We start from the raw sequence: 13,812 nt of genomic DNA, 5'->3' as shown, positions 1-13,812 counted from the left end.
GCTTGAGTATCGGTTACGGTGATGATTTGAACATATGAGCTGACATTGGCATTAGCATCAGTAGCAGTCCAGGTTCTGGTGATAGTTTTATTGTTTCCGCTTATTGCAGAAATCACGTCAGAAAAGGCGATTGTAGGAGAGGCACAATTATCGGTTGCAGTAGCGGGACCATTGGTTGCGGCAGGCAAACTGCTTGCAGAACAAGCAATGGTTAAACTTGCTGGCGACAAAGTGAAGGTCGGAGCTTGAGTATCGGTTACGGTGATGATTTGAACATATGAGCTGACATTGGCATTAGCATCAGTAGCAGTCCAGGTTCTGGTGATAGTTTTATTGTTTCCGCTTATTGCAGAAATCACGTCAGAATAACCAATAGTTGGAGTAGCACAATTGTCGGTTGCAGTAGCGGGACCATTGGTTGCGGCAGGCAAACTGCTTGCAGAACAGGCAATGGTTAAACTTGCTGGCGACAAAGTGAAGGTTGGAGCTTGAGTATCGGTTACGGTGATGGTTTGAACATATGAGCTGACATTGGCATTAGCATCAGTAGCAGTCCAGGTTCTGGTGATAGTTTTATTGTTTCCGCTTACAGCAGAAACTACATCAGAAAAGGCGATTGTAGGAGAGGCACAATTGTCGGTTGCAGCAGCGGGACCATTGGTTGCGGCAGGCAAACTGCTTGCAGAACAGGCAATGGTTAAACTCGCTGGCGACAAAGTGAAGGTTGGAGCTTGAGTATCGGTTACGGTGATGGTTTGAACATATGAGCTGACATTGGCATTAGCATCAGTAGCAGTCCAGGTTCTGGTGATAGTTTTATTGTTTCCGCTTACAGCAGAAACTACATCAGAAAAGGCGATTGTAGGAGAGGCACAATTGTCGGTTGCGGTAGCCGAGCCATTGGTTGCGGCAGGCAAACTGCTTGCAGAACAGGCAATGGTTAAACTCGCTGGCGACAAAGTAAAGGTCGGAGCTTGATTGTCAACCACTGTCACTGTAGCAATACAGGTATCAGTTTGTCCACTAGAATCTGTGACAGTTAATGTAATGCTATTTGCTCCTAAATTGGCACAAGTGAATGTTGTTTGCGAAGCTGTAAGTGAAGCTATACCAAAATCATCTGTACTTCCTCCATCAATTTCCGTAGCATTAATTGTAATATTACCCGTTGCATCCAGTTGGGCTGTATAGTTTGCACAAACTGCAGTTGGAGGATTGTCTACTGTAAAAGTTGCTTTATAATTTGAGCCACCATTATTTGCAGTATGCGTGGAGCTACCGCCGCCATTTGCCGTATATGTGTAATCAGCTGCTGTGTAAATTTCTAAATAATAATAACCAGATGTAAGGCCATTCAGAACATTTATGTTTGCGCCTACTGATTGCCAAGTCTGATTTTGATCTGAGCCCCCGCAATTTAAACCGGTTAGACCATCATCAGAAATCCAAAAAATTGTTGAACCTAAAAATACAGGTGGGGCATCAGTAGTTTTATAAATCCGGTAATAAAAGTTGGTTGGATTTGTAATTTGATCAGTTGCGCATTTATAAGTTTTATTTTGTGCCCCATTTAATAATAGAGTATTTCCTGAATAAAAAGCACCTAGATTCGCGCCTTGAAAATTAGGATTTGCCGTTGATGCTTGTAAATCATAAAAAGTATTGCCACCTCCGTTAATGTTTAATATAGCATAACTCTCATATATGTCAGATTGTGCTTTCAAAGTAAAACTTGTTCCAACAAGAAAAAAAGCAGCTAATAATAAAACAAATATATTTGATTTATTTATGGCTTTTTTAATTTTAATTAGAGAAAGTAAATCTCGATATTGATAAGAGTATTTTTTTTTCATAGTATTCACATTTTTAAATCAAATAATTCATAGTTTAAGCCTTATCTGATCTATTGGTTAACACATACTTATTTCAAAATTAAGCATTTATAAAAACATTTAATTAAATTAAAATTTATTTTCGATAAACGTATTTGTTTAATCGATAAACAGCTTTTTTTAACATTTCATTTTTTTGTTATTTGATTCTAATCGTATTTTTTTTCTTTAAAAAATAAGAATTTTAATACAAAAATACGTTTATCGGAGTTTTTTTAATTTTTACCCGTCATAAATGTAGGAATTATTTATATATAATCGATAAAAGGCAAAAAAAACAGCTAAAACACATGTTGATTTGTAATCTTTAAAGTAAAATCTTACATATTAATTTATTAAAAATATTTTTTGCACATAAATTAAAGAAAAATTTCGTTGCCATTAAAAATAATATAATTGATATACAGTGCTTTATGTTTTTATGGGGTATTCGATAAAAAGAGTATACGACTTGCTATACCCATTTGGAATTATACAAAAAAAAGCTATCATTTCAGATAGCTTTCGTCTAGTTATTTGTTATGTTAATTTCGGTTTATGGAATAATAATTTTTTTGCTTACTTCGCTTTCTGAAGTTTTCAGTTTGGCAATATAAATACCTGAACTGATGCTTTTAATTGGAATTTGAATATTTTGTTGTTCCTGATTTTCAATTTTCCAGGTTGAAATGGATTGACCAAGGATATTGAATAGAGTTACTTTTTGAACCGGTTCATCCATTGAATTATTATTAATCATAATGATACTATTATTCTTAATATAATTGATTTTTATATCATTATTGTTAATGTTATTCTCATCAATACTCAGCGTTTTATTATTATTGTTACTGTATCTAAGAACAAAACGATTGTCGAAAGTTGCTTTTTCATTCATAACCCCTTATAATACTTGACGATCGTATCCATTATTAGGATTAAAACCTAAACAAATTTTATAAAGTTATCTTTTGTTATAGGATTGTTATTGTTGCTTTCTGAACGGGTTAATTTAGATTAGAGAACAAATATTTTTTTTTCAAATTATTGTTTTCTGGTTTTTTTAGCATTTTGTTGAAGTTAATATTTTTTCAGTTAGGCCAAAAAAAAACTGCCTAAAAAGACAGTTTATATTTTTAATAAAGGTTAGTTTTATTTAAGACAAGTGTCTAAAATTAATAATAAGTAAATAAAAAAGAAACCATACAAAAGAATTAAAAATGTTCGTGGATCCATAATAAACCCAATGGTTGTGCTAAATATTTTTTTCAAAATTGGATGTTATTAGTTAATAATAATTTTTTTGCTTATTTCGCTTTCTAAAGTTTTCAGTTTGGCAATATAAATACCTGAACTGATGCTTTTAATTGGAATTTGAATATTTTGTTGTTCCTGATTTTCAATTTTCCAGGTTGAAATGGATTGACCAAGGATATTGAATAGAGTTACTTTTTCTACAGTTGTATCTAATGAATTATTGTGGATTATGAGGTTGTTACTGTTTTTAATATAACTTATTTCTATATCACTATCTTTAATATTATTCTTATCTACACCTAATGTTTTTCCTCCATATCTAAGCACAAAGCGGTTGTTGAAATCTCCTACTTTAGTACTGAAAACATAAGGTTTTTGTTTTAAATCATAAATGACATTAAGATCTTTATCCTCTAGATAAATACTTTGACTTTCGAAAATCCCGTCTAAATGATCAATCCGAATAGAATAGTTCCCTTTTTTGGCAGCATTGTATCCAAGAATTACAGTATCATTTGCATCAAATGGCAACGCACGTCCTTGAATAGTAAGTTTTGCTTCTGGAATAATAGAGTAGAACGTAACATTGTTCCCACTAAAAGATTCTCCGTCAAATCCTCTATCCAAACCTTGTGTTGCATCAGTAATATAACCTATTAACGTTTGGCTAAAAGCGCCAGAATTGTTGGTTAGATTCAACCAAATTCTGTTTTTTTCTTCAATTATTGTGTTTTTAGCATTATTACTGGTTTCAATGAAATCAGAGTTCTTTCCTTCAATTCTCATACTATTATTGAAAGTTACATTTTTTGTTGTGCCATTTGCCATTGTTGTTGCTGCTTTTACAAAGAACGATTGCCCCGTTGCAACGAAACCAGTGGGAGTTGTTACTTCATTAGTAGCAGAAGAAGCTGTTCCCGTAGCACCAGTTTTGTTGAAACTTGCATAATCATTTAACGTATAGTTTAGAACATAGTCGCCGTAGAAAGGATCTTTAACGGTAGTTGTAGGCTGTGAAATTTGTGTCCAGACATATATTGTCCCGTCTATAACTGATAAATTTTCAGGTAAATCCAAGAATTTTTTTGCATCTATTCCAGAAGGATATGGATTTCCTATAAGATTCCATTCGTCATCTTCGTCATCGACTAATCCACCTATGTTTGCATTTGTACCTTTAGATACTGGTGTTAATATAGTTCCGTTGTTAGGCGTTCCAACAAATGTTGCAGTATAAGTTACTTTTGTAGTGGTACTGCTCGAAAAAGTGTCAGGGGCTTTTACTATATACCCTTTAGTAGGATCCATAACTGTTGAGGGGGTTAGGTTTAACCAATTTCCGCTACCACCCAAAACTGTTGGACTATAGCTCCAAAGATCAGTTAGTGTTTGAGGGGAAAGACTCCCTAAAGTAAATCCGGAAGCTAATGTTACAGGTGAATTCCAATAAGTATAATCATAATAACTCATTGGTTGTGTGATTCTTTCTATCCTTATTTTCCCGGAATTGGCATTATCATTAGTTTGCACTAAACTGGCATTGTTTCGGATATTAAAGATACCACCAGGATTTACATTAATCCAGTCTGTCACTCTCAGGTTATTATCTGTTTGTATTTCAAGAGTACCAATAGATTTAACAGTTATATTTTTTGCGTAAGCATTGTAATTTGTTTTCGAAATCACGACGTTTTCATTTACTACCACACAATTTGATTCGGTTGGTATGCCATAAGGTTTCCAATTGTTTGGATTGTTCCAATTTGTATTGGAACCTCCACGCCAAACTTTGGTATTATTTTTTACAGTTATAATTTGAGAAATTTGTGATTTATCATTTAAGGTCGCATTTGCTTTAATAATAAAGTTGCAAGATTCTAATTGTGATAAATTAGGTTTTAAATATATAGTGCTGACTTGTTGATTAGTATAAAGAATTGTGGGCGGATTATTAATGTAGGCATCAACGGGTGTTACAAAACTCCAAGTAATAGCTCCACCTCTGGCATTTATTGTTAAAACATTATCCTCCCCACAAATAGTAGGATTTTTGGGGCTAATAGTAATGGTTTGTGCAAATCCCAAGAAAGCAATAAAAAGACACCCTAAAGTAAGATATTTTTTTATTGCTTGGTTGGTAGTTGTTTTCAATTTTTTTTGTAAAAAGGGTAAATGAGTACTTTTTTTCTAATTTTAAGTAAAATAGCTAATATTTTATATTTTAAATTCTATAATTAAAAGTAATTATATTTTTTAAAATTAACGATTAAAATATACATTTAATCGATAAAATACATAATTAAATTAAAATTTATAAGAAAAAAGATATAATATTTACTAAAGAGGCATAAAGAAAAATTTGAAAGTAAGAATTGTAAACACAAAATGCCTCCTCGCTCAATATTTTAGCTGGAGGTTATTTGTATACGAGATGTTAACTAAAAAAATTAGTTTCAGACCGTTTTTGTTTTATTCATCGAAAACAATTACTTTTTTACTAATCTCTCCATTTGAAGTGCTAAGTCTTGTAATATATACACCTGGATTTATATTTAGTATTGGAATTTGGATGTTAGCTTGATCTTGTTTTATTACGTCCCATTTAGTAATAAACTGACCTAGAATATTGTAAAGTGATACTGAATTTACGGTTGTATCAGTCTTAGTATTAGCAATTTTCAAAGTACGGTTTGATTGTGTAAATTTTGTTTTAATGTCCACATCGTCATTATCATCGTCTTTTTCGTCATGACTTTCCTTTTTATCTTTAAAACATAGATAAAAACGGGTGTCAAATGTTCCTTCGGGAATCTGGATTTCAAATGATTGTTTTCTTATATCATGATATATTTTGGTTTCTTTATCATAGATAAAGATTTTCTGATTCTCACCAAAATTTTCTAAATCATCAACCATAAAAGCTATTTTCCCTTTTGCATCCGTTTTTACGCCAATAGGATAGGATGCGTCTTCTTTGAAAAAACCTTCGCCTTGAATTGTTAATTGGTTTTCACCATTTATAAAATACATATCATTTGGAAAATCATCTATATTTAATCCGTCATAGCCATAATCCATTGCGCTTGTTGCTTTTTCATTCATAAATCCCAACAAAACTTGTCTGTGGTATTTATTATAGGAATTGAAGCCAAGTCGAATTTTCATAAAATCATCATTTTTTATTGGATCATTATTGTTCTTTGTTGAGCCTTTTGGATTTTTAGTACTAACCGCAGTTTTAAACATAATATTTGAAACTCCAACTTCATCTTCTTTATGGAATGCTCTTTGGCTGTTTTTGTAGGTAACATTTCCACCACCACCAATATATCCATTTACAAAAAATCCTTGTCCGACTGGGATAAATCTTCCCGGAATTCTTGTGCTGGAACCCAATCCGCTAATTAATATAGGTGCGGCAGGGGGTAATCCACCAACTAGATTTCTTTCGGCATAACCACCTTGATAATCTCGTAAATCATGGGTAAGGTTAGTGGGATAATGTTCCCAAAAGTATAAAGTGCCATCAATGATATTTGAACTCGCTCTACAACCAATGCAATCTTTTAAATTATCTTTAATAAATTCTTCTGCATCTAATGAAGATGGGTAAGGATTGCCGGTTAACAACAATTGGTCATCCCCTACGTGATTTGAAGTTATCAAACCGTTATTTGGTTTTCCCGTAAAGACATAGTTTTGTGTTCCTGAAGCACCGCTCCCTTTTAACGTAAACCCTAAACCAACTCTGAATAGATCGTTTTCTGTTATTTGGATCCAATTGAAATAGTCATTTCCATAATCATCAAATTTATACAGCCAATATATGGCTAAACTAATTGGCGACGTTGGTGCTCCGTCATATCCGCTAACCCAATTGATATTTGCTGGTAAAGCCGGATTAGTCCCATCTCTCATTACACCATTTATGGAATAATTAGTGTTGTTGCTAGTGTTGTTTATTGGACTTACAGGAGAACTCCAGTAGTTGTAATTGTAAATGTTTGACTGTCCTTGTTGGTCTCTTTCTATCGAGCCGGCACTTGTGACATCCAAGTCGCTTTCAGTAGTTTGGACCAATTGTGATTTTCCAACTAAGTCTATTTTTCCGTCTAATTTTAGATACCAATCATTTTGGATTTTTGTATCATTATTCATTATTATATTTACTCCAGGATCTACAAACATTCCTAAATCAATAGCATTTGAAGTCTCGGTAATGTTGTGTTTTACTTTTACTATTGAATAATCATTATCCATAATATCTAATCCCCTAACCTCATTTGCAGGACTATTTACTGCTGTTGCAAAATCTCCGGTTCTTTCTGTAATAAAAGGCATTGGCGCTTGTTGTACATAAATGTTTTTATGATTGTAGATTTTTGCTCCGGTTAAATCAACGGCTGGAGTTGTTAAGTCATCAATAATATCGTCTTTATAAGTATCCATTCTGTAATAACGCAATAAATTGGCGAAAGGCAAAGAAGCGGGTGATGTTGCAATATTTTTTGGAACAACAAACCCTCTAATTTCGGAAGTATTATTTTGAATTTCTTGATACACCATTCTTTGCAATTGAGAATCTGTCAGAGCAGAATTAAAGACGCGAACTTCATCAATTTTACCTTTAAAGAATTTATCGCTCGCAATAGGATTTCTTCCAAGAGTAAGTAGAGAAGCATCTGCCAAAATAGTTCCGGTTTTAGCTTGAGTTCCTACCAAAACGCCATTCAAATACAATTTTATATTAGATCCGTCATAAGTAGCACCTACATTATACCATTGAGAAACATTTAAAACGGTATTGTAAGTAAGCGTCGTTCCGTTTACAACTGCTTCCAGTTTTTTTGCACTTGTAATTCTAATTTGGAATTTATCCTGACCTACAATGACACCATCGGTTGAAAAAGCAGGATTCAAATCAATCCAAGCCATAAGAGAAGCATTGGATAAACCACCTAGAATTGCCGTGCTTTGTCCATAATCATTTCGGCCATCGAAGTCTAGAAATAGTTTAGTGTGCATATCTCTTGGTGAACCAAAATATGCTGGAGTTACCGCTGTGTCAAAAATATCTGCAATTCCATCTTTGTCTATGTCAGTTGGGTTATCAATAATTCCGTCATTGTTAGTGTCCAGAGTTTTATAATCATAAATTTTTAAAGTATTGGCAATATCAAATGTAACTCCATTTGATTTTAGATCAATATAATCAGGAATTCCATCGCCATCTGTGTCTTTTAGATAGGTTGTCGCTGGATTTGCATTTGCAATTCCTTGAGATAAATTTCCGTATTGGCTACTAAAAGTACTTCCGGTTCCGTAGTCATACACATCCAATACTCCATCACCAAAACCTTCTATAACCGTATCACCGTTTGTGTCTTTACTTCTGAAAGTCTCCGATTCTGGACCATCACCTCTTCCGTCACCAGTAATGTCACCATCACCATTTACAAATCCTGTAACAGCATTTGAATTTCCAACACCTGATTCATCTACATCAAAAAGACTGTCATTATCACTGTCTAAATCTATGTAATTTGGAATACCGTCGCCATCAGAATCTAATGCTTTTAATGATGCTGCAGGTTCAGCACTGTCAAGTAAACCATTTCCATTAACATCTATCCATGGCACATCAATTTTTGCTTTCCCATTGCTAAGATTTCCTAAACCAGCTTCAACAACATCAGGTATGCCGTCATTATCTGCATCTAAATCGAACACGTCAGCAACTCCGTCATTGTCTAAGTCACATAATTTTTGGGTAATTAGAATATCGTCTAATGCCAAGTCATTCCCTAAACCACCTGTTTCATTGTTGATGAAAATTACCTTGAAAGTACTTACACTAAAAGTTAAAGGAGCCGTAAATTGATACCAATCTCCGGATAGATTTCCATTTGTAGTTGGGGCAATAGAACCAGTACTTACCGTTTGTAAAACATTGTCGTTAATATCTCTGAATTCTACTCTAATGTTGGGTCTTAGCCTTGTTCCAATACTTGGCGCATCAGTTCTGTCTATATTTAAAACCCAAAAACTATAGGTAATGGGAATATTTGGTAAAGCACCAGAAATTAATGCAGTATAGAAAATACCGGGCGTGTATGAAGCATTGAATATCGCCATTCTACCGCCAACATCTCCCGTATGATCTGCACCTTTATACCAAAATTGATTTGCCCAAGAAGATATTTGTGCGCTTGATCCTACAGTATATTTTCCATCATTTAAATCAGTTGTTAAACCACTGCCTTCAATAATTGTAGGTGTAGTTGCATCTTGGTAACCATAAGTGGTTGTAGCTGCATAAGTGGTGTTTATAGTGGTTCTTAATCCAGTTCCAAAGGTTTCATATAAGAATTTATAATCTACTTTGTGCCCATTAGAATTGTTGCAGTTTACTTCCTCAGTTATATCACGAATACCATCATTATCATCGTCTATATCTACGTTATCATAAACACCATCACCGTCACTGTCAAAAAAAGTTTGAATACCTGTTCCTTGTATGGCGTAAGTATATGGTGCTTCGTTAGGATCATTATTTGCAATGGTTACAGTTGCGGTTTTTATTCCTAAACTACTTGGATTAAATTGAACAGAGAATGTTGTTCCTCCTAAACTTACAATTGGAGTAGTAGGAGTAGTTGTTAATACAAAATCAGCACTTCCTGATATAGAAACTAATGGTGCTCCCGTTAAATTCAAATTACTGCCTCCATAATTTCGTATTGTAAAAATTTTTGTCTGTGGATTTGTTAAAATTTGTATGGAACCAAAATCAGTCCAGTCATTGACTGAAGGAATGATGTCTGCGTTAGCTATTGAAATATTGTTTCCTTGTAGATCAATTTCGGGAGTTGCAACTGAAGTGAAAGCATTTCCTTGAATAGCAAAGTCATATGTACCTTCTGTTGTATCATTATTAAGAATAGTTATTGTTGTTGTTCTTATACCTGCGGCTAACGGAGTAAATTTTACATCAAAGGTTGTAGAGCTTCCTCCAGCAATAGATGTACTTGGAGCTGTAGTTACAGTAAATTCACTAGCATTTCCACCTGAAAAAGTAATTGGATTAGTGATGGTTAATGTAGTTGTACCAGTGTTTTTAATGGTATAGGTTCTTGTAATTGCTGTGCTAACAAATGTATCTCCTAAAATGGTCCAATTGTTAATTGAAGTTAATACACCATTATCTGGAATAACCGTTGCATTTCCTTCTATCTGTATTTCTTGGGCTGTGCCTAAATCTATTCCGGTTCCCTTTATTGCAAAATCATAAGGATTTTCATTACTGTCATTATTTACAATCGACATAGTTGCGTTTTTCACTCCTGCGGATGAAGGAAAAAAACGTACTGTAAATGTTGTAGAGCTACTGGCAGCTACTGTAGAGCTTGGTAATCCAATAACAGTAAAGTCAGCAGCATTAGTTCCTGAAAAAGTTATAGCACCTATTGTTAAAGGGGAGTTTCCGGTATTTTGAATGGTATAAGTTACATTATTTGCAGACCCAATATAAGTGCCGCCAAAATCTGTATAATCTCCCGTAGAAGGAGTAATGTCGCCATCAACAATTGAAACAGCATTTCCTTGAATGTTTATTTCAGGTTGATTTACAGTTGCTATTATTGCTGTTCGTGGTGCCGAGGAACAAGAACCATTATTTGTTTCTACGTAATAGGTGGTAGTTACTGATATGTTTGGAGTAGTAAAACTTGAACCTGTTGCTAATGCACTACCTCCCGAAGATGCTGCAAACCACGAAATAGTTCCTGCTGAAGCTGCGGCTCCTAAAGTAACTGTTCCCGACCCATTAATAGAGTTAGGTGTTGTGCTTGTAATAGTTGGGCTTGTAACTGGTATTACCGCTAGAGTTTGTGCTATTCCAGTACCGCAGGTATTTGAAGGGGTAACCGTAATGTTTCCTGAATTTCCGTTGGTAGTTACAGTAACTGAATTGGCTGTTCCTCCGGCAGTTTGTGACCAACCTACAGGAAAATTCCAATTGTATGTTGTTCCGGCAACATTTGTAACACTATAATTTTGTGAGGTTGCAGAGCATGGAGTAGCATTTCCTGTAATTACGCTAGGTTGTGAAGGTACTGTTAATAATGTTGAAGTTAATGATGCTAATATTGCACCAGTTCCTAACCCGTTTACAGCTCCTGTTCCTGCTGTTCTGGTCATGTTTACAGAACTTGAAGCTGTTGCTCTGATTTGTATTCCTGAAATGGTCAAAGCATCAGTTTTATTTGCTCCAGAACAGGTGTATGTTATTGTAATCTGTGCGGACGAGTCTACAGTTGCAACTGCTGACGAAATATTTTTTGATGCCCCAGCTCCAGTAACAGTTAGAGAGGCTGAAGTGTTAAATTGAAAATTTGTTGGAGCTGTAAGAATTATAGTAAGGTTAGATCCACCTGAAAAGTCACTATTACTTCCTTCTGTTATTATTATGTCTCCTAAAGGTGAATAAATTGAAGGGAATGAGCAAGTTGATATGGATAAAGATGGGTTATTAAGGCTAACCTGTGCATTTGCTTTATTTATAAATAGCAAAGTTATTAATAGTAATCCTAATATGAAGTTTGAATTTTTAAAATGTAGGGTAGTTTTTTCCATAACGTTATTATTAATAATCGTTTTACAAAGTTATTCTGGAAAAATAAATTTGGGGCACAAACTTATTCTAAGACATAAAAGTATTTATTTTTATAAAATAAATAGATTAAATACTTATAAAATCGATAAAATGCATTTTATTTTATAAAATATAAGAAAAAACATTAATTTTGTATTAAGATTATAAACAAAAAAATCCTCTTCAAACTCAATGATTTTAAGTTTGAAAAGGATTTTTGATTTTAATTTAATATTGAACTTGAAATGCTTTTTTTTGGAAAAATATTTTTAATTGACTATTTTATTGTCATCAGAAACAATTTTGACAATCAAAATCTGATTAACAAATTTCGAACTTTCAATAGTACTTTCTTTAGTGTTTAGTTTCGTTTTTTTGAATAATAGACTTACTAGATTCAATTAATAAATGCAATTTGTTGGGAAAAAGATAAAAATAATTTTTAAGAGTGCATTTTTTAATTGAATAAAGTTTAATTGTTAAAATCTGCTATTATTTATAACTTTTAAAAGTATGATTAATTAGTTAATAATAAAATTTTGCCCGGATTATTTCCCACTTGAAATAATTGTATTGCTTTTTTAAAATCAAATATATTGAATTTTGCAACTACAGGCATTTTAAATTCAGGATCAGCAAGCGTATCAATTAAAAATTCGTATACCTCAATATTTTTATCAATGGTAATGTTGGCAAGCCAATTATCTATACCGAAACCTTTTATGGTAATGTTTTTAAAAATTATAGTAGAATTATGGTATGCAACATTTTCAGAACTCAATAAACCAAAGGTAATAAGTTGACCATTTGAAGCCATGCTTTTTAAAAGTTCTGAGATTAATTGACCGCCTACAGCATCTAAAATACAGTTGACACCTTTATTATTCGTTATTTTAAGAACCTTTTGCACAATATTCTCCCTATTATCAATGAGGGTTTCTGTTGCACCCAAATTTTGCAATTCTATTAAATCTTTTTCATTTTTAACAACAGCAATAGTTTTTATATTTTTCCTATTTGCTAATTGAACTATCATTTTTGAAATCGAAGAACTACCAGCAGTTATTAATAGCCATTCGTCGTTTTGCACAGAAGCCTCATCTAATAAAGCAAATGCTGTAATAGGGTTTAATGAGAATTGGCTTGCTTTTTCAATTGGAAAATCAGCTGGAAGTAACGTTAATTTTTCAACAGGAATGATGCCATATTCAGCCCAGACATTTTTATGCCTAAAAGCAACTAAAGTGTTCAACGGAAGGTTTACATTTTTTCCAATTTTGTCAATAATTCCAACTCCTTCCAAACCTGCAGTTTGAGTAAATTCAGGTTTTAAGCGATACACACCTTTTATAAAAAGAATATCTGATGGATTAATTGGGCTCGCTAAAATTTTAACCCTTACTTCATTAATTTTAGGTTCAGGAAGAGGTATTTCTTGAACTTCTAAAACTTCAATTGGTTCCCCAGTATTTTTAAATGTTACGGCTTTCATACTATAGCTTTTTTTCTTATTTATTAAAAGGAAAGAACTTTATTTTTTGCGGTTGCAAACTTTTAATATTCTTTCCTTTCTATCTTTATTATGATTTAATTGCTGTTAAAAACAGTTCTGGGTTTTTTAAATAAGCACCAATCCAAACAATTGTCAGCAAAATAAAACCTGTTGGAGCTAGATGTTGTGATATTTCAATCGCACCGGCTCCTCCTAAATAACCACAGAGTAAGAAAAAACCAATTTTCCAAGTTTTAGGAATCAAGTAGAGTATGACACAACTAATTTCTAGTAAACCCAGTAAAGGCAATGGAAAATAAGGGATAATTCCAGCTTTAGTAAGATTATCAACAATAATTTGTGCCCCAGCAAATTTTGCAAAAGCACTAATAATTAATAATAGTGCCGGCAATGTAACCAGTGTTGAACTAAACCTTCGGTAGCTCTCGCGCTGATTTTGTACCTTTCAAAGATAATTAAAACTTTGAAAATATGACTACAAAAAAAAGCATCCAGATTTATTAAGAGAGAACAAAATC

At 33.3% G+C, this 13,812-nt stretch carries 6 protein-coding genes; all 6 read right to left on the bottom strand.

Annotation, left to right across the window (positions count from 1 at the left end; translation table 11 throughout):
• The coding region (locus IR213_RS15180) for an HYR-like domain-containing protein (protein WP_449404265.1) at positions 1–1,853 on the bottom strand (1,853 nt) is incomplete at its 3' end.
• 574 nt (positions 1,854–2,427) lie between these two features.
• A complete protein-coding gene (locus IR213_RS15175) occupies positions 2,428–2,769 on the bottom strand; it encodes a T9SS type A sorting domain-containing protein (RefSeq protein WP_194313147.1) in 342 nt (113 codons plus the stop codon).
• Positions 2,770–3,155: 386 nt separating this feature from the next.
• Positions 3,156–5,279: a T9SS type A sorting domain-containing protein gene (locus tag IR213_RS15170; RefSeq protein ID WP_194313146.1), complete on the bottom strand. Its 2,124-nt coding sequence runs from the start codon at positions 5,277–5,279 to the stop codon at positions 3,156–3,158.
• Between the two features lie 318 nt (positions 5,280–5,597).
• On the bottom strand, positions 5,598–11,762 hold the full coding sequence (locus IR213_RS15165; RefSeq protein WP_194313145.1) for a choice-of-anchor D domain-containing protein: 6,165 nt from the start codon (positions 11,760–11,762) through the stop codon (positions 5,598–5,600).
• 536 nt (positions 11,763–12,298) lie between these two features.
• The gene (locus tag IR213_RS15160; RefSeq protein WP_194313144.1) at positions 12,299–13,273 is read right to left on the bottom strand and encodes a zinc-dependent alcohol dehydrogenase family protein; all 975 of its coding nucleotides are present in this window, start codon (positions 13,271–13,273) and stop codon (positions 12,299–12,301) included.
• 88 nt (positions 13,274–13,361) lie between these two features.
• A complete protein-coding gene (locus IR213_RS15155; protein ID WP_194313143.1) occupies positions 13,362–13,685 on the bottom strand; it encodes a DoxX family protein in 324 nt (107 codons plus the stop codon).
• Between the last annotated feature and the right edge of the window lie 127 nt (positions 13,686–13,812).

It is taken from the genome of Flavobacterium soyangense, assembly GCF_015277675.1.
GTDB lineage: Bacteria > Bacteroidota > Bacteroidia > Flavobacteriales > Flavobacteriaceae > Flavobacterium > Flavobacterium soyangense.
The sequence above is the reverse complement of the archived record's forward strand: the minus strand, read 5'-3'. Positions and strand labels throughout refer to the sequence as shown.